This is a genomic window from Actinospica sp. (assembly GCF_035552695.1).
Taxonomy (GTDB): Bacteria; Actinomycetota; Actinomycetes; order Streptomycetales; family Catenulisporaceae; genus Actinospica.
In genome coordinates, this window is sequence record NZ_DASZKT010000125.1 from 24,098 (window position 1) to 45,731 (window position 21,634).

General features: G+C 69.2%; 21 protein-coding genes and 1 pseudogene. 9 read left to right on the plus strand and 13 right to left on the minus strand.

The features are described from left to right. Window positions 1-41: 41 nt before the first annotated feature. From VG296_RS15760 to VG296_RS15775, 4 genes are read right to left on the minus strand one after another with little or no spacing between them, the layout of a single operon-like run. Window positions 42-350, minus strand: coding sequence for a hypothetical protein (locus VG296_RS15760; RefSeq protein ID WP_325566473.1), 309 nt, complete (start codon window positions 348-350; stop codon window positions 42-44). 9 nt (window positions 351-359) lie between these two features. Further along, complete coding sequence (locus VG296_RS15765) at window positions 360-554, minus strand: ferredoxin (protein ID WP_325566474.1); 195 nt, start codon at window positions 552-554, stop codon at window positions 360-362. A 54-nt stretch (window positions 555-608) separates the two neighbouring features. Then, on the minus strand, window positions 609-1,832 hold the full coding sequence (locus VG296_RS15770) for a VOC family protein (protein ID WP_325566475.1): 1,224 nt from the start codon (window positions 1,830-1,832) through the stop codon (window positions 609-611). Then, window positions 1,829-2,830 (minus strand): fumarylacetoacetate hydrolase family protein, encoded by a 1,002-nt coding sequence (locus VG296_RS15775; protein WP_325566476.1) that lies wholly within the window; start codon window positions 2,828-2,830, stop codon window positions 1,829-1,831. The genes VG296_RS15770 and VG296_RS15775 overlap by 4 nt, the downstream gene beginning before the upstream one ends. A gap of 179 nt (window positions 2,831-3,009) precedes the next feature. Here VG296_RS15775 and VG296_RS15780 point away from each other — a divergent pair, with 179 nt between their 5' ends. From VG296_RS15780 to VG296_RS15805, 6 genes are all read left to right on the plus strand, one after another. Continuing rightward, window positions 3,010-3,870, plus strand: coding sequence for a GntR family transcriptional regulator (locus tag VG296_RS15780; protein ID WP_325566477.1), 861 nt, complete (start codon window positions 3,010-3,012; stop codon window positions 3,868-3,870). Window positions 3,871-4,064: 194 nt separating this feature from the next. After that, a complete protein-coding gene (locus VG296_RS15785) occupies window positions 4,065-4,760 on the plus strand; it encodes a RidA family protein (protein WP_325566494.1) in 696 nt (231 codons plus the stop codon). A 41-nt stretch (window positions 4,761-4,801) separates the two neighbouring features. Further along, the gene (locus VG296_RS15790) at window positions 4,802-5,563 is read left to right on the plus strand and encodes a RidA family protein (RefSeq protein WP_325566478.1); all 762 of its coding nucleotides are present in this window, start codon (window positions 4,802-4,804) and stop codon (window positions 5,561-5,563) included. Beyond that, entirely contained in the window at window positions 5,560-6,318 is a 759-nt protein-coding gene (locus VG296_RS15795; protein ID WP_325566479.1) for a RidA family protein, read from the plus strand. The genes VG296_RS15790 and VG296_RS15795 overlap by 4 nt, the downstream gene beginning before the upstream one ends. Window positions 6,319-6,322: 4 nt before the next feature. After that, entirely contained in the window at window positions 6,323-6,808 is a 486-nt protein-coding gene (locus VG296_RS15800; protein WP_325566480.1) for a GlcG/HbpS family heme-binding protein, read from the plus strand. 38 nt (window positions 6,809-6,846) lie between these two features. Continuing rightward, entirely contained in the window at window positions 6,847-7,500 is a 654-nt protein-coding gene (locus tag VG296_RS15805; protein ID WP_325566481.1) for an RraA family protein, read from the plus strand. Between the two features lie 19 nt (window positions 7,501-7,519). On the opposite strand, the gene VG296_RS15810 is transcribed toward VG296_RS15805, so the two are convergent. Further along, window positions 7,520-9,160, minus strand: a complete 1,641-nt coding sequence (locus VG296_RS15810) for an FAD-dependent monooxygenase (RefSeq protein ID WP_325566482.1) — start codon at window positions 9,158-9,160, stop codon at window positions 7,520-7,522. Between the two features lie 320 nt (window positions 9,161-9,480). On the opposite strand from VG296_RS15810, the gene VG296_RS15815 reads away from it, so the two are divergent. Beyond that, entirely contained in the window at window positions 9,481-10,242 is a 762-nt protein-coding gene (locus tag VG296_RS15815; RefSeq protein WP_325566483.1) for an IclR family transcriptional regulator, read from the plus strand. A gap of 53 nt (window positions 10,243-10,295) precedes the next feature. Here VG296_RS15815 and VG296_RS15820 read toward each other — a convergent pair whose 3' ends face one another. The 5 genes from VG296_RS15820 to VG296_RS15840 all read right to left on the minus strand — a co-directional run bounded on the left by VG296_RS15820 (window position 10,296) and on the right by VG296_RS15840 (window position 15,791). Next, window positions 10,296-11,762: an aldehyde dehydrogenase family protein gene (locus tag VG296_RS15820; protein WP_325566484.1), complete on the minus strand. Its 1,467-nt coding sequence runs from the start codon at window positions 11,760-11,762 to the stop codon at window positions 10,296-10,298. 167 nt (window positions 11,763-11,929) lie between these two features. Then, window positions 11,930-13,579: an MFS transporter gene (locus tag VG296_RS15825; protein ID WP_325566485.1), complete on the minus strand. Its 1,650-nt coding sequence runs from the start codon at window positions 13,577-13,579 to the stop codon at window positions 11,930-11,932. 147 nt (window positions 13,580-13,726) lie between these two features. Then, complete coding sequence (locus tag VG296_RS15830; protein WP_325566486.1) at window positions 13,727-14,158, minus strand: GlcG/HbpS family heme-binding protein; 432 nt, start codon at window positions 14,156-14,158, stop codon at window positions 13,727-13,729. Between the two features lie 6 nt (window positions 14,159-14,164). Next, on the minus strand, window positions 14,165-14,752 hold the full coding sequence (locus VG296_RS15835; protein WP_325566487.1) for an NAD(P)H-dependent oxidoreductase: 588 nt from the start codon (window positions 14,750-14,752) through the stop codon (window positions 14,165-14,167). Window positions 14,753-14,813: 61 nt separating this feature from the next. Further along, complete coding sequence (locus VG296_RS15840; RefSeq protein ID WP_325566488.1) at window positions 14,814-15,791, minus strand: fumarylacetoacetate hydrolase family protein; 978 nt, start codon at window positions 15,789-15,791, stop codon at window positions 14,814-14,816. 334 nt (window positions 15,792-16,125) lie between these two features. Here VG296_RS15840 and VG296_RS15845 point away from each other — a divergent pair, with 334 nt between their 5' ends. Both VG296_RS15845 and VG296_RS15850 read left to right on the plus strand, forming a co-directional pair. Continuing rightward, window positions 16,126-16,974 (plus strand): hypothetical protein, encoded by an 849-nt coding sequence (locus tag VG296_RS15845; protein ID WP_325566489.1) that lies wholly within the window; start codon window positions 16,126-16,128, stop codon window positions 16,972-16,974. 186 nt (window positions 16,975-17,160) lie between these two features. Further along, on the plus strand, window positions 17,161-18,105 hold the full coding sequence (locus VG296_RS15850; protein WP_325566490.1) for a PDR/VanB family oxidoreductase: 945 nt from the start codon (window positions 17,161-17,163) through the stop codon (window positions 18,103-18,105). Between the two features lie 22 nt (window positions 18,106-18,127). Here VG296_RS15850 and VG296_RS15855 read toward each other — a convergent pair. From VG296_RS15855 to VG296_RS15865, 3 genes and pseudogenes are all read right to left on the minus strand, one after another. Continuing rightward, a pseudogene (locus tag VG296_RS15855) lies at window positions 18,128-18,547 on the minus strand (LuxR C-terminal-related transcriptional regulator); the annotation flags it as partial. Window positions 18,548-18,861: 314 nt separating this feature from the next. Then, a complete protein-coding gene (locus VG296_RS15860) occupies window positions 18,862-20,226 on the minus strand; it encodes an ABC transporter substrate-binding protein (RefSeq protein ID WP_325566492.1) in 1,365 nt (454 codons plus the stop codon). A gap of 133 nt (window positions 20,227-20,359) precedes the next feature. Then, the gene (locus VG296_RS15865; protein WP_325566493.1) at window positions 20,360-21,052 is read right to left on the minus strand and encodes a hypothetical protein; all 693 of its coding nucleotides are present in this window, start codon (window positions 21,050-21,052) and stop codon (window positions 20,360-20,362) included. Between the last annotated feature and the right edge of the window lie 582 nt (window positions 21,053-21,634).

Here is a 21,634-nt window from a genome sequence, read left to right on the forward strand (position 1 = left end):
CCCCGATGGAGACCATCGGGGACGCCTGTCACGGGCCCAAGTCACTCAGGCGGCGCAGCGGTCCTTTCCGCTTCCCGCACGATCTCCCGCAACGGCCTTCCGCTGAGGCCGCTGACGACGCGCAGCGGGGGACGTGGCACGGGCACCTCCTCGCCGCGGGCATGCGCCGCGACGATGAGACGAACGCGCTCGTCTTCCAGCAGCTCCATCGCGTCCTCGGCCGACGGGGCCTCCGCGGCGCAGCCGGGCAGTTCCGGATACTCCGCCCGCCGCCACCACGAACCGTCCGGGCGCTCCACCGAGTAGACGACCGCCACGTACGGAACGGCCAGGTGATCGCTCAGTCGCATGGGAGCCACTCAGTCGTTCTCGATACGGATGGCCTCCACCGGGCACCAGCGCACGGCGTCCTCCACAGCCGGCCGCAGTTCCTCGGGCGGGTTCTCCATGCGCAGCCGGACCAGAGCGTCGTCACCGACCTCGAACACCAGGCCGGCCGCGTCCTCGCACTGCGCGTGGCCCTGGCACCGGGCTCGATCCACATTCACCTTCATCCGGACTCCTTCTCCGTGCTGGTCGGCGCCGGGCCGCGCCGGCAAACGCCTCGGTCACTCGACCGGTCCGAGATAGGGCTCCCCCAAGAACGGGGTCCCGTCGTCGTCCAGGGTCTCCGGCCACTCGTCTCCGAAGGCCTCGGTATGAGGGCCCTCGGGCGGCGGCGAGACCACCTGGCGCATGGTGTCGTAAAGCTCGATCACGTGGCCGTCGGGATCCCGCAGCCGGAACGCCCGGGGGATCCCGGGGAACAGTTCCGCCGGCAGCTTCACCTCGGTCAGCCCCTGCTCCAGGAGGTAGGCGCGGGCGTTTCGGAGTTGCCGGTAGCCGCCGACCTGCATGCCGATCGCGAACGTCGTGCTGTGCGGGCTGAGCCCCAGCCGCTCCCGCAGCCCGATGGAGTACACCGCGATGGAGTGGTGCTCGGTGCCCGCCCGCAGCAGCACGCCGCGCAGCCCGTCGTACTCGACCTCCTCGGTGACGCGCAGACCGAGGACGTCCCGGTAGAAGGCCAGGGCGTCGTCGACGTCGTCGACGAAGAGGCGCAGCGGGCCGATACGGGTGATCTTGAAGGGCCGGGAGGCGAGCACACCGCCCACGTCATGGCGCCCGGGTGCGGTGGGCACGTTCCGCTGCCCCGAATTCAGATCGATCCCGTCCGCGATCGCGTTGTTGATCTCCTCGTTCTCGGAGATCTGCGGAAGCTTCGCGGTTTCTCTGAGCATGTGCTTGTAGAAGTCCAGCGGCTTGCTGCTGGACTGCCAGCCGACCTGCTCCATGCCGTAGAAGAGCTCGTTGGTGTGGCCGTCCACGTCGTAGAAGTAGGTATGCCAGTTGGAGCCCGGCATGTCCCGGCCCGCGCGCTGGATCCGCTGCCCGTGTTCACGCAGCCAGCCCTCGCCGTCGACCACTTCCTGGAGCGAGTTGACGTGCCAGGAGATCTGATTGATCGTCACCTGCGGGCGGAAGTCCCGCTTGGTGTCCACGGCCTCTCGCACCCTCTTGTTGAACAGGACGAAGCTGTGGTGCTCGGTGCCGTGCCGCATGAAGTAGCCGCCGGTGTCGCCGAGGCCTTCGATGACGGAGGGGTCCGGGATGCGGCCCTTGAAGTCCATCCGGTCCGAGACGCGCAAGCCGAGCAGGTCCCGGTAGAAGTGGAGGCTTTCGTCGATCAGGGTGCAGTTGAGGCCGACGTGGCCGAGCCGGGTGACCCGGAACGGCCGGGGCTGCCAGTACCCTCCGACGTCATAGCGCCTGGGGTCCTCGGTGGCTGTCATCTGCCATCACCTCCCGCTTCGGTGGCCACCCGGGTCTCCAGCCGTCCCAGGCCCTCGACCTCGGCCACCATGACGTCGTCGGGAGACAGGTAGCGGCCCCATGACCGGCCGGTGCCCGCGGGCGTCCCGGTGAGAATGACGTCGCCCGGCTGGAGGGTGACGATCCGGGACAGGTACTCGATCTGCTCGGCGATGGAGAAGATCATGTTCCGGGTGTTCGAGGCCTGCCGCTTCTCGCCGTTCACCGTGAGGCCGAGGTACAGGTCCATCGGATCGGGCACGGAATCGGCCGGCACGATCGCCGGGCCGAGGGGCATGCAGCCGGTGTACGACTTCATCGAGAACCAGTCCGGGAAGAACGGGTAATCGCTCCGGCGGGCGAAGTCGCGCACCGACAGATCGTTGGCCACCGTGTACCCGGCGATCACCGCGTCCGCGTCGGCCGCGCTCACCGAGGAGGCCTCCCGACCGATGACGACGGCGAGTTCGACCTCCCAGTCCAGCTGCTGCACGCCGTCGGGCCGGACGACCGGCTCACGATGGCCGGCCAGCGACGCCGGAGGCACCAGAAAGAACATGGGGGCGGTCGGAACGGCGTCGGCGGTCGAGCGCATCTCCTTGACGTGGTCGCGGTAGTTGGCCGCGGCGCAGTAGACCGTGGGCGGATCCGCCAACGCGGGCAGGAACTCGACCTCGGCCTCCGGCAGCCAGCCGGGACCGCCCACACCGTCGGCCGCGGCCCGCAGGATGACCGAGGTCCAGCGATCCCATTCGGCCAGGGCTTCGCGGCTGGAGGCGGGCACCGCCCCGGCCGCGCCGCCGCGGCGAGCGGCCTCGGCGAGCGGCAGTACGAAGCCGTCCGCCGAGACGGCCGGCGTCGGCATGCCGTTCAAGCGGATCGTGGCGAGTCCGGGACAGGCTGTCGCGACTGTCGCGGTGCTCGCCACCGCGAGGTCCGGCCGGTCGGACGGGTCGGCGGACGCCGTAGAGCGGTTCATCGTCATCACCTCCAGTAGAAGTGTATGCATTATAGAACTTGCTCCGCAAGGATCGACGCGGCGCTCCGCTCCGGCGGAGCCGTTCGGTTAGGCTTGCGGCGCCCGGCCGCACCGACGAGGACACCCGTGCACGGACGGGGCGCCGACGGGCACGTGGACATCACGGAGAAGGAGTTGCGATGACGGGTTCGGAGGGGGCCGCCGCGGCAGACCGTGCACCGGAACCGCCGCGCGATCCGGGCCCGCGCAGCGCGCCGTCGCCTCGCCGCTCCCGCGGCGGGAAGGCCTTGCAGCTCAAGCCGCTGGAGGCCGAGGCCCGCGGACCGCGCGGCCTCGCTCTCGCCGTGCATCAGCACCTGCGCCGACTCATCCTGGACGGGACGCTGGAGGCCGGCACCGTCCTCAACCAGGCGGAGTACGCCCGCGCCCTCGACGTCAGCCGGACTCCGACGCGCGAGGCGTTCCGCATGCTCCAGGAAGAGGGGCTCATCCACGCCGAGCCCGACCGGCGCGCCGTCGTCGTCGGGGTGGACCTCGCCGACCTCGACGCCGTGTACGGGTCCCGGATCATGCTCGAGACGCTGGCGGTGAGCATGACGGTCTCCGCCCGCACCCCCGCCGTCGTGCAGGCGATGGAAGAGGCCCTGCGGCGGATGCGCGAACTGCGCGAGGAACGGCAGACCTCGCCGGCCTGGCGGGGGGCGCACGACGACTTCCACCGGCTGGCCACGGCCGGCGCGGGCGCGCAGACGCTCAAGCTGCTGTCGACGGTCAGGGAGCGGACGCATTCCTATCTGCGGCTCGCCCAGTTCAGCAGTGCGGTGTCCTGGCAGGAGGCCGAGCGCCACCACACGGCGATCCTCGACGCCTTCAAGAGCCGGGACGCCACGGCCGCGGTCATCGCCATGGCCCGCCACCTCGAGGCAACGGCGCTGCGGGTGGTCTCCGACGCCGACCCCGGACGGGACCTGCCCACGGTGCGCAACGCGCTCGTCCTGCTGGGGGCTTCCGACTCCCGGCTCGAACGCACGAAGCCGTAGCGCCGGCCCCAGGCAATGGCCATCCCGCGACGCTACCTGTAGCCTTGTAAAAGCATACACTACATCCTATAGTCGATAGATGATGCGGCCGCAGGTCCCGGAAGCACGACCGCCGCACAGTCCGGAGCTGAGGCAGGTTGAACGTGCGTGACATCAGCGAACTGTTCGAAACGGACGAGGGAAACCCCGGGCCGGTGGGGCTCCGGGTAGACGATTTGGTCTACTGGTGCGGAGTGACCGGCACGGATCCAAGCGACGAGGGCGCCCGCCCAGACCTGCTGCGTCAAGTCGGCACCGCGCTCGCGACCATCGACACCCAGCTTCAGGACCTCGGCGGAAGCCTGGACAACGTCGCGTACGTCAGCTTCCTTCTCCGCGATCCGGCCGACATCCGGAGGATCAACACCGTGTGGACGAAGCGGTTCCCGGACGAACTCAGCCGTCCGGCCTACAAGTTCATGCGCGCCCGGCTCGCCGGTTCCGAGGAAGTCCGGCTGAACGTCTTCGCGGTCCTGGGTGCGGCACGCGAATCCCTCTACCTGCCGAAGGTGGCACACGCGAACCCGATTCCGCTGGCGGTCAAGGCCGGGCGGTACCTGTTCTCGTCGCGCGTGCTCCCGTACGACCCGGCCACGGGCGAACCGGGCCGCGACGGAGCGGAGCAAGCGGCCTTCGCGGTGCTCAACGTCAGCACCCTGCTGGAGCAGGCGGGGATGTCGTGGCGCGACGTCACGCAGGCACGGGCCTTCGTGGCGGATCCGGCCCTCGACGCGCTGGTGCGGGCCGAGTGGCGCAGGCAATGCGGTGATACCGACGCGGCGCCCTTGCGGATCACGCGCTACCGAGCGGGAGCGCTGACCGTGCTGCTCGAAATCATCGCCGTTCACTGACCATTTCCGTCCAGACGGACGAAGAGAGCGAGAGGTCGTCGATGGAAAGGGTGACAGAGGTCTATCCGCGGGCTCGGGAAGCCGGCACGCCACTGGGTCTGCGCGTGGGCCGTCAGGTGACGGCACTTCGGCTCGGGGCGGATTTGGACGACGCGGGGAAACCGGCCGGTCTCGAATCGCAGGCGCGCTCCGTCCTCCAGGCCATGAAGGAACTCGCCGAGCAGTCCGGCGGCGGGCTGGAGAACATAGCGAAGGCGACCGCGTACGTGACGAGCGAGGCGCATCGCGAACCGGTGAACGGCCTGTGGTGGGAGGAGCTCTTCCCGGATCCGATGAACAGGCCCGCCTACAAGGTGCTGCTCTCGCCGCTGCCCACGGGCCGCCTCGTCGAGCTCGACGTATTCGCGGTGCTCGGGGCGACGCGGCGGCGGATCGACCTGCCGGGCGTGCCGGCGCGGGATCCCACCGTCGAGATCGGCGGGATGGTCTTCACATCCCGCATCCACCCGACGCTGCCGTTCGCCGAGGGTGAGATCGCGCAGGGCGGGATGAAGGAGCAGGCTCGCCAGGCGTTCACGAACGCGCTCGGACTGTTGTCCCTGGCGGGCGGGAAACCGCGCCACGTCGTGCGGTTCAGCAGCTTCGGCCGGACACCGGATCACGCCGGACCGACCCGGGAGGCGCTCGCGGAGGTCTTCCCGGAGGAAGCGGACCGCCCGCCGCTGCAGACGCTCACGAACTTCATTCCGGCCAAGTTCGACGTCATGGTCGAGATGGCTGCGACGATCGGGGGAAGCGAGTGAGCTCACTGCCGGTCTTCCGCGAGGTGTTCGAATCGGACGAGCCGGGATCGCGTGTCGTCGCGCTGCGATCGGGGCCGCTTGTCCATGTCCCCCGGCTGCTGCCCTCGGTGGCCGCGGGATCCCCGCTCGCCGACCAGTTGGAGTCCGTCCTCGAGCGCATGCGGTCGATCGTCCGCGAAGCGGGAGGGGGCCTGGACGACATCGCGCGGGTGACGTTGTTCATGCGCGAGGTGAAGGACCGGCGCACGCTGAACGACGTATGGACCCGGTGGTTCCCCGATTCCGGGCACCGCCCGCCGCACAAGTACGTCCCCGCGGACATTCCCGGTGGCTACGCGGTGATGGTGGACGCTCTCGCCGTCTTGGGCGGCGAGCGGAAGACCCTGAAGATCGCGGGTGTCGAGCACCGTGATCCCATGGCGATGGGGGCGCGCAAGGGGCAGCTCGTCTGCTCCTCTCGGCTCTTCACCGCGGAGCAGAGCCCGGGCAAGCAGTTCTCGGTCCTCCTCGAGCAGGCGCGGGCACTCATGGCGGAAGCGGGCGGCGATCTGTCGGATCTGACGCAGGTCACCGTGTTCGCACCGACTCGCGAGGCGGCGACCTCGATGGAACTGCTGTGCCGCGCGCACTGGGCAGACTCGGAGAGGCCTCCGGACCTGCACGTCCTTGTCGCGGACCTGGGAGGCACCGGTACCTGCCGGATCGAAGTCATCGGCGTGCTGCCTGATCCCGCACCCAGCCCGGCCGGAGGATGAGGACGTGTACAGCACCAGCACACTGGGCCTGGAAGAGGGCCTGAAAATCGTCAACGCCGTGGTCGAGGCGGCGCGGGCCGTGGCCGACCGCACCTGGCCGGGCGTCGCCGTTGCCGTGGTGGACAAGCAGGGCGAACTGATCGCCGCGGCGCGCATGGACGGAATGGCGCCGCGGTTCGTACGCGCGGCGCACCGGAAGGCGTACACGGCCGCGGTGATGGAGCGGGACACGGCGGGGGTCATGGAGTTCTGGCAGGCCCAGGAGTCCGCCGGCCATCGTGGCCCGCACGACTGGAACGACTCGATGCTCACGACGCTTCCCGGGGGCTACGTGGTGAAGCACGGGAGCAGGATCGTGGGCGGCATCGGGCTGTCCGGCGGATCGGGCGGCGAGTTCCACGACGGCTATTTCGCGGATATCGCGATCGGGTCCCTCGGTGAGGATTTCCGGCACACGCCGGCCTGGGAGCGAAAGCACGTAGGCGACTGAGAAGCGCGCGGGAAATCCGAGTGAGGAAGTGGAAAAGCATGGATGAGGTCGTGAAGGCGTTCTCGGGATTCTCCACACCGGCTGTCTCCGACGCACTGGACCGGCTCGGCATCCCGGGGCAGGTGGCGGAGATCCGGCCCATCGACCGGCGCTTCCACCTGGCCGGGCGGGCGTTCACGGTGCAGTACCAGCCGATCGACGAGGCGGGCGGCACCGTGGGCGACTACATCGAGGAGGTCGCGCCGGGCGACGTCGTCGTGCTGGACAACGGAGGACGCCTCGACGCGACGGTCTGGGGCGACATTCTCACGCTCGTGGCGCAGCGGCGCGGCCTGGGCGGCACCGTGATCAACGGGATCTGCCGCGACAGCGACCGCGCGCTCGAACTGGAGTATCCGCTGTTCAGCAAGGGCTCCTGGATGCGCACGGGCAAGGACCGGGTGAAGATCGTCGGCCGGCAGGTGCCGGTGGTGCTCGGGACCGTGCGGGTGCGCCCGGGGGACGTGCTCATCGGCGACGCGGACGGTGTCGTCGTCGTGCCCGCAGAACGCGAGCAGGAGGTGCTCGACGTCGTCACCGAGATCGAGCACGCCGAAGAGGTCATCCGTCGAGAGGTGGAACACGGCGCGTCCCTGCGGGAGGCGCGAACTCGGCTCGGCTACCACACCCTGCAGACCCGGCGCGAGCGCTAGCGCTCCGCCGGCCGGGCGATCAGGCGCCGGTGACCCGGGCGAGCAACGCGTCGACGTCCGGGAGCCGGTCTCCCCGCCAAGCCACGTGCTGGTCCGGCCGGATCAGCGCGAGACTGCTCCCATAGAGACCACGCGCCTCCGGAAGCTCGACCTCGACGACCGCCAGCGGGATCCCCAGCCGGCGCGCCGCCTCGACGAGGGCATCGCCGGACGGAGCGTCGGCGGCGAGGCGCAGCAGCGTGAATCCCGGGCCGAGGACGTCGAAGAGCGACAGCTTCTGGGACAGCCAGAGATGCGGTGCCCTTCCGCCGGGGCGGCCGGACGGCTCGTAGCTGTCATAACCGCCCTCGGGCGCGGGTGTGCCGTCTGGCCAGATGATCGGCGAGCCCTCGTAACGCGTGCCCAGCTGCACCCCGAGCGAGGCGAAGGCGTCCTTCTGCGTCTCCAGGCGGCCCGCGAGTTCCACCCGGGCCTGGTGCCCTTCCGGCGTGTCCTCGTCCAGGGCCGGATCCAGCTGAAGGCCCTTCAAGGAGCTCCCGAGGTCGAGCGCCGCGCGGGTGTTGCGCCGGCCCGCGGGCTGGCGTTCGGCCTCGTAGCTGTTCACCAGGCCGGGACCGGCCCAACCCTGGGCCGACGCCGCCAGCTTCCAGGCCAGGTTCGCCGCGTCGTCGATTCCGGTGTTCATACCGAACCCGCCGGTCGGCGTGAACAGATGGGCCGCGTCGCCGCAGATCAGCACGCGGCCCGCACGATAACGCGCGGCGACGAGCGCCAGGCCGGACAACCAGTCCTGGGATCCGAGGATCTCGACGTCGACGTGCTCGCCGACCACGTCGTCGATGAGCGTGCGCAGGGCGTCGTCATCGTCCGCGTCGCCCTCGACCACGGTCATCCGGAACTCTTCGCGGGCGTCGAGCGTGATCAGGGTGGCGATCCTGCCCGGCCGGACCATCCAGTACTGCCAGGCGGGTTCCCTGACGACGTCCTTGATCAGGTTCGGGATGCGCAGGTACTTCGAGCGGCGCCGGCCGGTGAGGAACCCCTCCGACTCCTCCTCGCCCTCGTAGACGATCCCCATCTGCCGACGGACCAGGCTGCCCCCTCCGTCGCAACCCACCAGGTACTGGCAGGTGACGACCTCCTCGGGGCCGCCCGCGGCCGGCCGCACGCGCACGCTGACCGTGTCGTCGTGCTCCTCGAACCCGAGGAACTCCGTGCCCAGCCGCGGCGTCACCGCCTCGGTGCTCAGCAGCCGTTGGAACACGACCTGCTCGACATACATCTGGTTGCCGCGGTGCAGCGGCTCGGGGAGCTGGTCGGTCACCGAGTGCGCTGCCACCTGCGCTATCTTCTCCGCCTCGGTGGGCATGCGAAGGCGCATGACCTCGTGACCGTTGAGGCGGGTCAGATAGGCCACGTCGGCGGAGTGCTCGGGCGGCAGACCGACGGCTCGTACCGCGTCGGACAGGCCCAGACGTCGGTAGTGCTCCATCGTGCGGGAGTTGTGCGTGTTGCCCTTGGGGTATGCGCGGTGCGAGGTGTTCTGCTCGATCACAATCGAGCGAACGCCCCGGGACGCCAGGTCCAGGGCGAGGAACATCCCGACGGGTCCGGCACCGACGATCACCACGGGGGCGTCGACCGACTTCTCAGGAGACACGCGGCGCTCCGGCCTCGCCGGACCAGTGGGCGGGATCGAGCAGGGGCATGACGACCTCCAAAGGGCGGGTGGGACACGAACTCCGCGATCCGTTCGGATCTCCACGGTCCACGGGAGCCAACGATAACCTACCTAGTAGGTAATGGCAACGACACGAAGCGGAGATGGACTTCCCCGTACCTACTTGGTAGGTTACATGTACCGAACCGTCCGTCGGCCAGTTCGAGGACACCGGCCAGACCCGGGGGGATGCACGACCCCCGGTCGCCGGATCCTGCCAGCCGGCCGGGTGGCAACTCTGAGCGGAATCAGCGGCGACCATGGCCAGATCGAACAGCGGCGAGTCCGTGTTGTCCCGGATGGTGCGGATCTTTGAGGCGATCGATCCGGATACTCCGGCGATCACCGTCACCGAGCTCGCCCGTCGCGCGGACCTGCCGACCGCGACCACCTGGCGGATCGTCAACGAGCTGGTGGGATACGGCTGGCTGCGACGCGACGGAGGGCGGATCCGGATCGGGGTGCGGATGTGGGAGCTGGCCGTCCGGGCTTCGCCGACCCTCGACCTGCGGGAAGCAGCCATGCCGCACATGGAGGACCTGCACGGTGTCGTCGGACATCATGCTCAGCTGAGCGTGCTCGAGCACCGAGAAGTCCTCTCGATCGAGCGTCTCTCGGCGCGAGGCGCCGTCCGCAACCTGAGTCGTGTCGGCGGCCGGCTGCCGCTGCACGCCTCCGCGTCGGGACTGGTCCTGCTGGCACACGCGTCCGCGGCGTTGCAGGAAAGCGTTCTGGCCGACCAGATGCGCGCATTCACGCCCTACACGATCACCGAGCCACGGGCGCTGCGAGCGCTGCTCAGCGATATCCGGCACCGCGGCCATGCCTATTGCGCCGGATTCATCAACGAAGAGGCGGTCTCGGTGGCGGCCCCGGTGCGCGACCGGCACGATCGGGTGGCGGCTGCGCTGTCGGTCATCGTGCCCAACGATCCCTCGGCGCGGCGGGTGGTCCCCGCCGTCGCGGCAGCGGCGCTGGGCATCTCCCAGGCGCTCGGGGTGGCGCGCTCCTCGCAGTCGTGATGCCGAGTCAGGCCCGAATCGATCATCACCGGCTCCCGGTCCACCTGGCGCGTTCAAATCCGGAACTTGGCGTTGACATGCCGGGTGGCGATCGTGATCCACCGCGTGTTGGAGAACGCCTCGCTCGACCAGCGCCCGCCGAATCGCCCGACTCCCGATGCCTTGAACCCGCCGAAGGGCACCTGCGGTTCGTCACCCAGCGTCTGATCATTGATGTGCACGATGCCGGTCTGCAGGCGCAGCGCGACCTGCAGGCCTCGCGTGGCGTTCTCGGTGATGACGCCCGCGGTCAGCCCGTATTCGGTGTCGTTCGCCTTGGCGATCGCCTCCTCCTCGGACCCGAAGGTGTCGATCGAGCACACCGGGCCGAACGTCTCGGCGTAGAACAGCTGAGCCTGCTTGGGCATGTCGGTGAACACCGTGACGGGATGGATGGCGCCATCGGGTTCACCGCCGCCGGCGAGCAGCTCGGCCCCCGACGCCACGGCGTCCGTCACCAGTCGTGAAACGCGCTGCGCGGCAGCAGGATTGATCATGGGCCCGACCTTGGCGGCGGGGTCCTGCGGTGTCCCGGTCGAGAGCGTCGACACCTTCGCGAGGAACTTCTCGGTGAACTCCCGCGCCCGCGATTCGTGCACCAGGATCCGGTCGCAGGACATGCAGACCTGACCGGCGTTGGAGTACGCGGCGAAGGCGGTCGCCGCCACGGCGTAGTCGACGTCGCCGTCCTCGAGCACGATGATCGAATTCTTGCCGCCCAGTTCCAGAACCGCCGGCTTGAGGTGTCGGCCGGCGAGAGAGGCGATGATCCTGCCCACTCCGGACGAGCCGGTGAAGTTCACTGCCCGCACCCGCTCATCCGAGATCAGCGTCTCGACGATCGTGGAGGCGTCGGCCGGATCATTGGTGACCACGTTCAGCACGCCGTCGGGCAGACCGGCGTCGCGCATCACGTCGGCGATGAACAGCCCCGACATCAGCGGCGCCTCCTCGCTCGGCTTGAGCACCACGGTGTTTCCCGCCGCCAGCGGCGCCGCCGCCGCCCGTACGCCGAGAATCAACGGCGCGTTCCACGGCGCGAGCGCCGCCACCACGCCCATGGGAGCCCGCATCGCCATACTGAGCGTCCCGGCTTCGTGGGAGGTCAGCACCTCGCCCAGCGGAGCGGTGATGCTGCCGGCCAGCTCGCGCAGGATGTCCGCGGCCCGTGCCACGTTGAACCGCGCACTCCCGCTCAGGCCACCCGTTTCGGCCGCGATCAGCGCCACCGCTTCATCGCCGCGCCGTTCCAACTCGTCGGCTGCCGCGACGAAGATCTTGCGGCGGGCGAAGGGGTCCAGCTCGGCCCACCCCTCGAACCGGGCCTGCGCCGCGTCTACGGCCGCGGTGACGTCCTCGGGCTCGGCCGCCGCTACGGTGGCGAAGGCCTGGCCGGTGTAGGGGGTGACGTCCGTAGTGGTCCGCCCCTTGGCAGCAGGCGTGTTCTTCCCGCCGATCAGCAAATCCCGCGCCATAGTCATGATCGGAGAATAACAATGGCGCGGTGCGCCGCGCCTTCGCCATTTCATTGAATGGACAATTCTTTTGATGCGAAACTCTTTTGATGCGAAAACGCGCGCAACTCAGCATGCTGTGTCAGCGCGCGCCCTGCGGCGGCGCTGACACAGCATCCTGAGTTGTCAGACGGTCAGACGGTTCCGGCTTGGGCGGACGGGACGAGAGCGGTTTCTTCCGCGGTCGATGTGCGATGCCGCACGAGGACGTCGACCAGTGCGATCACGAACGCCAGCGCGATCAGGCCGGCGGAGCCGAACAGGCTCACCTGCGCGGCGTGCTGGTAGCTGGCGGTCAGGTTCGCCGCCTGGTGGAGGTTCGCGGAGCCCGGGAAGGAGCCGCCGGCCGAGCCGGACGCGCCGGGGAACGAACCGCCGGTCGAACCCGAACCGGACGCTCCCGGGAAAGAACCGCCGGTCGAACCGGACGCTCCCGGGGACGAACCGCCGGCCGGCTTGGAGCCGCCCGAGAGCGAGCTGGTCAGCCGGCCGAAGAAGAGCGACCCGCCCACGGCCGCGCCGATGGCGGTGCCGATGCGCTGTCCGGTTTGGAATCCGCCTGCCGCGGTGCCGCCGTCGGTGCGTGGGACGCTGTGCATCGTGAGCGTCTGGTTCGGCGTGATCACCATGCCCGCGCCGAAACCGGCCAGCAGCAGCGGCGCGAACAGGTCGGCGGCGGCGTTGCCCGCGGTGACGTGCCGTATCAGCAGCGCGGTCAGGAACAGCCCGACCGCGGTGCACAGGCATCCGACGACGACCATCCGCTGGCCGAAGCGGTGGACGATGCGGCCGCAGATGATGGCCATCACCGCTGAGGTGATCACGAACACGATCGTGTCCATGGCGCCGTGCAGCGGCGTGAGCTTCAGTCCTTGTTGGAAGAACAGGGCGAAGCTCAGGAAGATCCCGGTGAATCCGGCGTAGAAGGTCAAGCCGATCGCGGTTCCCACCGAGTAGCCGCGGATGGCCAGGAGCTTCGGCGACAGGAGCGGCGCGCCGCCTCGGGACTCGAGCCGGTATTCCCAGGCGAAGAACGCGGCGACCAGCACCACGCCGATGGGGAGCCTCCACCAACCGGGCTTCGACCCGCTGCTCGAGGCCTCGATCAGCGGCAGCATGAGGAACACCATGCCGGCACCGAGCAGCAACGCGCCGAGCCCGTCCAGGCTGTGGTTCTCGGAGCGCGGCCGATCCTGCGGGAGAATGAACAGTCCGAGTACGAAGGCCAGCGCGGCGATCGGGACGAACAGGTAGAACACGTAGCGCCAGCCGTCGGTGCCGGTGAAGCCGTTGAGGATCAGCCCGCCGAGCAGCGGGCCGATCGCGGTCGAGATGCCCACCGCGGCTCCGTAGATGCCGAATGCCTTGCCGCGCTCCTTCGGCGAGTACATCTGCTGAATCAGACCGATGGCCTGGGGAGCGACGATTCCGGCCGCCGCGCCTCTGGCCAGGCGTGCGACGATGAGCATGGTGGCGCTGGTGGCCGCGCCGCACAGGATGCCGGTGACGGCGAACAGCAGGATGCCGATCAGCAGAAGCCTGCGTCGGCCGAAGAGGTCGCCGAGCCGGCCGGCCGGCACCAGAGCGAGGCCGAAGGCGAGCGAGTAGCCCGACAGGGACCAGGAGACCTCGGCGGGCGTCATCCGCAGAGACTTCTCCATCGACGGCAGGGCGACGGTGACGATGCTCACGTCGAGCAGCGTCAGGAATCCGCCGATCACGCATACGACCAAGGCGGCTGTGCGCCGCGGTGTGGCTTCGATGGCGGTGTGGTCTGTTTTCACGATCTGGTCACCCTCCGGTCGTCATTGACTTGGTGGTGGATGTGCGGTTCATGCAGGTGCGGCACGGGCACCTCGGGCGAGGTACGTGGTGCTGCGTGGTGCTGCGTGGTGCTGCGTGGTGCTGCGCGGTGTTGCGGGGCGAAGCCGTCAGCCGATGTCGGCGGTCAGGCCCTGGCTCTCGACGCCGGCGACGGCGCAGGCCTCGTCGTTCTCCGGCCGGTCTCCGCTGACGCCGACCGCGCCGAGGACCTCACCCTCCTTGTCGCGGATGAGCACGCCGCCGCGGGAGGACGCGATGCGCCCCTCGGAGATGGCGGCGAGCGCGGCGAAGAACGCGGGGTCGCGGGTGGCGTGACGTGCTCCGGCGGCGCCGCCGACGCCCATGCCCACGCAGCCCCAGGCTTTCGCGTTCGCGATGCCGGTGCGCAGGATGCCGGCGCGGTCCTCGCGCTTGAGGACGATCGGGTTGCCGCCGGGATCCAGCACGGTCACCGCCAGCGGGCGCAGGCCGAGTTCGTGCGCCTTGGCGAGCGCGGCATCGACGATCTCCGAGGCCTGATCCAGTGTCAGTGCGCTCATGTCGTATCACTCCGTATTCGTTGACTTGGGCTTTCGCCCGGCGAGCAGTTCCGTGAACGTGGACAGTTCGTCGAGGAGCAGCGCGGCGCCCTCGTCGGCGCGTTCGTTGCCGGTGTACGGCTCTCCCGGGCGAACCGCGCGGGCGATCTGCGGGATCGTCACCGCGCGCCCGGACGACAGCATGCCGAGGGCCGCGACCACCGGCAGCAGGCCTTGCACCGCGCGGGCGCCCGCCGCGGCGGCGCCGTAGGAGACGAAGCCGACCGGCTTGCCGCGCCACTCGTTGTGCAGGAAGTCGAGCGCGTTCTTGGTCGCGGCGTTGTAGCCGTGGTTGTACTCGGGGACCACGAAGACGAACGCGTCGGCGGCCAGGACGGTCTGACTCCACCGGCGGGTGTGCTCATGCACGTATTTCCCGAGGCGGGGCGGCTTGGGCTCGTCGTAGAGCGGAAGGCCCATGTCGGCGAGCTCGATCAGCAGGGGGGCGAACGCGTCGTGCTTGACCGCGAGGCTCTGGAACCACTCGGCCACGGCGGTACCGACCCTGCCGGGCCGAGTGCTGCCCACGATGATCTGCAGAACTGGCTTGGACATCGCGCTGCTCCTTAGCAGGGGTAAGGGTGATCGAGCCGTGCGGCGTCGCGCGCGGTCTCGGTCATGCCGCGCCGGCATCGGATTCCGCGACGACCGCGCATTCGAGCACGCCGAGGCCGTCGATCTCGCCGCGCAGCACATCGCCCGGCTCGATCGGGGCCGGCCCCGGCGGGGTGCCGGTGGAAACGACGTCGCCGGGACGCAGCGTCAGCGCCGAGCTGAGCCACTCGAGCTGCTCGGGAAGGTCGTGCAGCATCCCGGCGGTGTTCCCGTCCTGGCGCACCTGGCCGTTGACCCAGGCACGGATCCGCAGCTTGTGCGGATCGGGGATCTCATCGGCCGTGACGAACCAGGGCCCGATGACGGCGAACGTGTCGAAGCCCTTGGCGCGGTCCAGGGCCCGGTTGTCCATCGCCCCGATGTCCCGCGCCCCGATGTCGCACAGGACGACGTACCCCGCGACCGCCGACATCGCCTCCTCGCGCCGCAGCCGATGGCAGCGTCGGCCGATCACCGCGGCGAGTTCGATCTCGGGTACGACGTGGTGGCTGATCGACGGGTATCGGATGTTGTCGTACGGCCCGGCCAGCGCCCCCGCCGCCTTGAGGAAGCCGCGCTGGTTGGGCGGGGCCGCGGGGCGCTCCGGCTGCGCAGATCCGGCCGCCGCGGGATCCGCGGCCTCGCGCGGGTAGTTGCCCGACATACCCCACACCGTGTGCGGTCTGCCGACCGGCGCCCCGAGCAGTTCAGGCGCTTGCGACCAGGTACAGCCCTCGTGCAGGTCACCCGACTGCGCACGCTCGAGCGCCCAGTCGTGCACCCGGCGTACCTCGCCGAGGCCGGCATCGTCGCGCAGCAGACCGGGCAGGTCGGCGGCGATCGTGTGCTCGGTGCGAACGATCGCGTCGTCCCGCTCCAGGCCGTCGCGCAGCATGAGCATCCGGGCATAGACGCCGCGCACGTCCACCAGTGCGTCGGGGACGGCTCCGGGAAAGCAGAGCCGGTCGCCGTAGTAGGTCCGTCGGACAGCGATCTTCATCGGGATCCCCGCACGGCATTCGCCGGGCGGACGGACTGGAACGGAACCGCGTTCATGGAGGACACCTCACGCCGGAGTTCGACAATGCAGAAGTTAGGAGAGGGGCATCTTTGGTGGCATTCGGCGATGCCCCTCCAACATGGAACCTACTAGTGAGCTTTCCTGCTGAGAAGCCATGGCGATGGTTTTTCGACCATGTCGAAAGAACTGGGCACGAGCGACGCGGCGCCTGACGGAGCAGGCCCAGAGTGAGGCTCAAATTTGACACTAACCTACCTAGTTGGTTTCCTGTGAGGTGAGGGTACGGCATCCACCACCGACGGAGTGAGTGCAGATGAAGATCGCTGTGTATGACGAGAACGCGTTCAGCATGGACCACCCGCGTGGGACGGTCTCGTTCAACTACCTGCTCATGGGCGACCGCAGCAAGCCGCTGGAGAACTACCGCTACATCCTCGGCCGCAACGAGGCCGACTTCTCCATGCCCCGGCACCGCCACACCTTCGAGCAGATCCGGCTGCCCGTGGTCGGCGACATGAACCTCGGCGAGCAGGGCATCCTGCACGAGGGCGAAATCGGCTACTTCCCCGAAGGCCAGACCTACGGCCCCCAGGACGACAAGATCGGCGAGCCGAAGCAGCTGCAGCTCGTACTGCAGTTCGCCGGCGCCTCCGGCCTCGGCATGTCCGCCGGCCGCGGGCGGGGTCCCGGCAACGCCGAGGCACAGCGCGACCGCCGCGAACAACGCCCCACCAAATTCCCCCGACCCCGCTACCAGGGCGTCATCAAGATGCACCCCGACCGGTACAACTGGCTGCCGATCCCCGGAGTCGAGGGCGTCGAACGGAAGTTCTTCGGCTCGTTCACCGATCGCGCGTTCTGGATCGACATGGTCAAGATCGACGCGGGCGCCTCCTGGACCAGCAGCAGCGCGGACGCCCGCCGCCTGACGGTCGTGCTCTCCGGCACCGGAACCATCGAGGACACCAAGATCGCCCGGCTCGGCGCCGTCGAGGCCGACCCCGGTGAGGACGCCCACTACACCGCAACCGAGCAACTCCTCCTCTACACCATCGGCATCCCGCCGATCCAGCTCCCCGCCACGCCCTCAGACCAGTTCGACGAGATCACCACCGACGGCGGCATCCAATTCGAAAACCCCGCCGACGCCCGGAACGGCTGACCTCCGCATCGGGGCGGCGGATTCGCCACGCCGTCCCTTTCGATCCCGAGCTAAGGAGATGCTCGTGCACTTCGACGCTTGCCCATTCGAAGCGGCGTCCGCGACGTCGTCGGTGTGGAGCGGCGCGGAGTCGACCATGCCGGGGCCGTCGGGCCGGGCAGGCGGCGTGGCAGCCGGAGCCGTGCGGTGAACAGGGACGCGGAATTCCCCATCGAAGTCGTCGGCAGGCGCCACATCGCGGATCAGGTCGTCGAGCTGACGTTGCGGAGGGTCGACGGCGAGGCGCCGCGATGGGAGCCCGGAGCGCATATCGACTTGATCTTCACACGGTTCCTGACCGCCCAGTACTCGCTGTGCGGGAACCCCGACGACCGTGACACGCTCACCGTCGCGGTGCAGCGGGAACCGCGTGGTCGCGGCGCCTCGCTTTACGTGCACAACATGCTCGTGGCGGGCAAGCGGCTGGAGGCCCGCGGCCCTCGGAACGACTTCCCGCTGCGGGCCGCTGAACGTTACCTGTTCATCGCGGGCGGCATCGGCGTCACCCCCCTGCTTCCGATGGTCCGCGCCGTGGCGGCCCGCGGTGATCGCTGGGCGCTGGCGTACGGCGGGCGCACCCGCACGGGCATGGCCTACCTACCGCAACTCGCCGCGCTCGGCGGCGACATCGAGGTACGACCGCAGGACGAGGCCGGACCGCTGGACCTCGACGCGCTGCTGCGGGCCCCCGAACCGGGAACCCACGTGTACTGCTGCGGCCCGGAATCGCTGCTGCGCGCGGTCGAGCAACGCTGTGCCGGATGGCCGCCCGGCTCCGTGCACGTGGAGCGGTTCGCTCCACCGCCGGCGGACCCGGCGGCCGACACGGCATTCGAGGTCGAATGCGCGCAGTCCGGGGTGACCGTCCAGGTCCCGCCGGGCGTCACGATTCTCGACGCCCTGGAGCGGGCCGACATCTATGCCGAAGCCGAATGCCGGGTCGGTACCTGCGGAGTGTGCGAAACCCCTGTGCTGGAAGGCACCGCGGATCATCGCGACTTCGTACTCAGGCCACGGGAACGGCAGTATGGCAAGGTTATGATGATCTGCTGCTCCCGCGCCCGTGGCCCGCGGCTCGTGCTGGACATATGAGACTGCGACGCGTCCGCCGTGCTCAGGCCATGAGCAGCGGGGCGATGCCCTGTTGGATGGCCAGGAGCGCCGCCTGGGTCCGCGACCTGAGATCGAGCTTGGTCAGGATGTTGCTAACGTGGGTGCGTGCGGTGCGCTCGCTGATGGTCAGTTCGTCGGCGATCTGCCGGTTCGACTTACCCGCGGCCACCAGCACGAGAATGTCCCGCTCACGCGCGGAAAGCCTCATCAGGCCGTCCGACGGCACCAGCATCTGCCGGGTCAGCCGGCGGGTGACGGCGCCGTCGAGGTGCATCTCCCCTTTGGCGGCGGCGCGGATGGCCGCGACGATCTCATCCGGCGCGGCGTCCTTGACCAGGTAGCCGGCGACGCCGACTTCGATGGCTTTGCCCACCCTGGCGAGTTCGCCGAAGCTGGTCAGGATGACGACGCGGACGCCGGGCGGGCCGAGCGGATCGAGCATCTCGACGAGTTGAACGGCATCGTCACATCGGGCATGACGGCCACCGGGCCGCGCTTGGTGGAAGTCCCGCAGCGAAGCACCCCCGCCACATGACAACGCATCGAAGCGGCCGTCGGAACACCCTACGAAAGGCGCGGCGTAGCCTCCTCGGTGCCACAGCCTCCTCGGCTCCACAGCGCGAGAGTCCGGACCGGCGCACCGTGTCCGGACTCTCGCGCTGTGGAGATCGAGCGGCCGCGATCTCCATCTCCCGGCCTCTGCCGCACCCTCGCGCCCTTGCCGGGGCCGCGGCCCTACGAGGTCCAGGCCTGCTGCGCGTTCTGCAGTGCCGTGCCGGCACTCTGCTTGCCCTCGATCGCCAGGGCCAGCTGGTTGACGAGACCCTGCAGGTTGGCGGGGTCGGCGGGACCGTTGGGCCAGACCATGGGCGTGCCGACGAGTCCAGCCCGAATCAGGTCGAAGGGGACTGGAGCGCTCGCGACGTACGCGGAGTACGCGGAGGAGTTCAGCACGCTCCCGCGATTGGGATCGATGGCGCTGTTCTTCTGGGTGGTCTCCAGCAGCATCTCGTCGGTGCCGGTCGCCCACTTGATGAACGCCAGCGCCGCATCCCGGTTCTTGGAGGCGGCGGACACGCCGAGGCCGTAGCCCCCGTCGAGCGGTGTGCGGCGGCGGGTGTTGCCCCCGCCGAGTGGCAGCGCCGTCGCGCCGAACTTTCCGACGATCTTCGACTGCGTAGGGTCGGCGAACCTGTGCGCCTCGTCCGCCCAGGTCTCCACCAGGGCGGCCTGACCCGCCATGAAGGAGGTGGTGGCGGTGCCCAAGCCGGTAGAGGTGGGCGTGGGCACCGCGTACGGTGCGATGTCGATCAGGTGCTGGGCGGCCGCCAGCGCGGCGTCCGTGGTGAGGGTCGGTCGGCCCGAGCGGTCGACGAGGTCGCCGCCGTAGCCGACCAGCCGGTTGATGAAAGGGGGACCCAGCACGATGGGGTCCGGCTCGCCCGTCACGACGGCGCCGTAGTACGCACCGCCACCGCCTTCGGTGATCGTCTTGGCGGCGGCGTCGTACTCGTCCCACGTCGTCGGGGGCTTGAGCCCGTAGGTGCCGAGCAGTTCCTGGTTGTAGAAGACCAGGTGCTGGTCGCCGTCGTACGGCAGGCCGTAGCGCTGGTGCCGGTAGAGCGTGTACGGGTCGTAGCGGGACTGCAGGAAGTCACTGGTGTCGAGGTCCCTCTGCGTGGCGATCCAGCTGGTCAGGTCAACCAGTGCTCCGGCGTGCGCGATCTCCCCCAGCAGGTAGTAGTAGTAATCGAAACAGTCGAATTCGCCGGTCCCGCTCTGCACGTCCTGGATGATCGTCCCCGCCAACTGGGTGTAGTTGACAGCCGTCGTCTGCAGCGTGCCACCAGTCAACTGCTGCCAGGCCGGGGCCAGGAAGTTGGTGTACATGGTCAGGTGCGGGGTGTTGCAGAGAACCTTGAGCGTGACTCCTTCGAAGTCGAGCGACGCGCCGGCACTCGCGGTGGCGGCGGCCGCACTCGTGCCGCCGAGGGCCGTCAGCGCGGGTCCGAGGAGTGCCAGCGAGGCGGCTTGGCGCAGCACGCTGCGGCGCGAGCGTCCGGCGGCGGACGTGGGCGTGCGGGGGTGGGGAGAGGACATCGGGCTCCTTTGACCGGTTAGGACGCGAAGACTCAAATCAGAGCCGGAGGACGCCGAGAGGAATCGGCGGGCAGCTCACCCGAGCCGGGTCGCTGCCGCCTCCCGGCCAGGGGCCGGGAGGCGGCAGCGGTGGTTACTCGGCGCCCTGCACCTTGAAGTGCGCGGTGACGAAGACGTGGTGAGGCCAGTTGACGCTGCTGTTGTGGACCTCGTAGCTGCCGTCACTCAGCAGCACCACGCGGTCGACGACACCGCCGGGGAACAGGACCTGCGCGGCCTCGACCGCCTTGTCCGCCGCCGTGCCGCTGACGAGCGTGCCCACACCCTCGGTGTAGGCGGCCGGGATGGTGCCGACCGACTTCACCGGCGACGGCACACCCGGCTGGAAGGGAACCACCCCGTCCGCCGCGGCAGCCGCGGCTCCGCCGTCGCCGTGGCGCTGCACCTCGACCGTGGTGGCATCGATGGTCGCGATGTAGACCACCCCGAGGACCAGGACGCTGGTGCCCACGCGCACGGCGCTCGCCGGCCCGTTGACGGTCTTGGTGGATGAGGTCTCGTCGACGGTCACTTCCACGCCGGTCGCCGTCTTCATGGTGAAGCCCGCGGCGGAGGTGGCGTCGATGATGCCCGTCGCGCCCCCGGCCGCCGGCCCGGACACGGGAGCGCCGCCGGTGGGCGGGGCCGTCGCCGCGGTGGCCGTGCCGGAGGCGGCGAGCACCATCGCGGACGCCAGCCCGGCGGACGCGAGCCATCCGCGCTTCCGCCTCGCCGACAACCGGTTCGGGCTCGGCTGCTGGACATGGTTCTGGGGAGAGAGGATCATCATTGATCTCCTTTCAAAGACTAAGCAGAATCTTCGCTACGCTCCGCATGAGGACCGTGATACATCGATGAATTATTCTTTAAAAAGTAGACCGGTTCTCGGCGGTCTACGAACGCGCGGGTGCAACAGTGGACCGCTCATTAACGTGCCCTGCCACCAGGGACTTAGCCCCTTCATCACGAATGATCAAATCGTGGGCAGGAAAACGAGATCTGCCATACCGCTATCCACGTTCATCCGTTGCGCGGAATGGCTTTTTTAGCCATTTGACGCCGGACGGGACGCGCTCTGCCGAATCGCCAGTGCACCACTGCGCTGAATATCCGAACCGCTGCCCGTCGCCGCCGGTGGAACGAACCGTCGGCGGCGCGGCCTGCCCATCGGGGGCCGCCTCCTTTCTCGCCGTCTCAACTGCCCGTGTTCACGGAGACTAACCTATTGAGTAGGTTTGCGCACCGCACTTGCGCGGACCTACCAGGGAGGTTAATGTCGCGTAGGTGAATGCCCGAGCCAGGAAGGCCGTGACCATGCCCGCAACGCCGGTTCCCGCCCCGATCGAGCGGCGGCGCGTGGCCGACCAGA

Bases quoted from the DNA above. Each gene is read 5' to 3' on its own strand.
- VG296_RS15760 (WP_325566473.1), bottom strand. From the start codon at position 350: ATGCGACTGAGCGATCACCTGGCCGTTCCGTACGTGGCGGTCGTCTAC.
- VG296_RS15765 (WP_325566474.1), bottom strand. From the start codon at position 554: ATGAAGGTGAATGTGGATCGAGCCCGGTGCCAGGGCCACGCGCAGTGC.
- VG296_RS15770 (WP_325566475.1), bottom strand. From the start codon at position 1,832: ATGACAGCCACCGAGGACCCCAGGCGCTATGACGTCGGAGGGTACTGG.
- VG296_RS15775 (WP_325566476.1), bottom strand. From the start codon at position 2,830: ATGAACCGCTCTACGGCGTCCGCCGACCCGTCCGACCGGCCGGACCTC.
- VG296_RS15780 (WP_325566477.1), top strand. From the start codon at position 3,010: ATGACGGGTTCGGAGGGGGCCGCCGCGGCAGACCGTGCACCGGAACCG.
- VG296_RS15790 (WP_325566478.1), top strand. From the start codon at position 4,802: ATGGAAAGGGTGACAGAGGTCTATCCGCGGGCTCGGGAAGCCGGCACG.
- VG296_RS15805 (WP_325566481.1), top strand. From the start codon at position 6,847: ATGGATGAGGTCGTGAAGGCGTTCTCGGGATTCTCCACACCGGCTGTC.
- VG296_RS15815 (WP_325566483.1), top strand. From the start codon at position 9,481: ATGGCCAGATCGAACAGCGGCGAGTCCGTGTTGTCCCGGATGGTGCGG.
- VG296_RS15820 (WP_325566484.1), bottom strand. From the start codon at position 11,762: ATGACTATGGCGCGGGATTTGCTGATCGGCGGGAAGAACACGCCTGCT.
- VG296_RS15830 (WP_325566486.1), bottom strand. From the start codon at position 14,158: ATGAGCGCACTGACACTGGATCAGGCCTCGGAGATCGTCGATGCCGCG.
- VG296_RS15835 (WP_325566487.1), bottom strand. From the start codon at position 14,752: ATGTCCAAGCCAGTTCTGCAGATCATCGTGGGCAGCACTCGGCCCGGC.
- VG296_RS15840 (WP_325566488.1), bottom strand. From the start codon at position 15,791: ATGAAGATCGCTGTCCGACGGACCTACTACGGCGACCGGCTCTGCTTT.
- VG296_RS15845 (WP_325566489.1), top strand. From the start codon at position 16,126: ATGAAGATCGCTGTGTATGACGAGAACGCGTTCAGCATGGACCACCCG.
- VG296_RS15860 (WP_325566492.1), bottom strand. From the start codon at position 20,226: ATGTCCTCTCCCCACCCCCGCACGCCCACGTCCGCCGCCGGACGCTCG.
- VG296_RS15865 (WP_325566493.1), bottom strand. From the start codon at position 21,052: ATGATCCTCTCTCCCCAGAACCATGTCCAGCAGCCGAGCCCGAACCGG.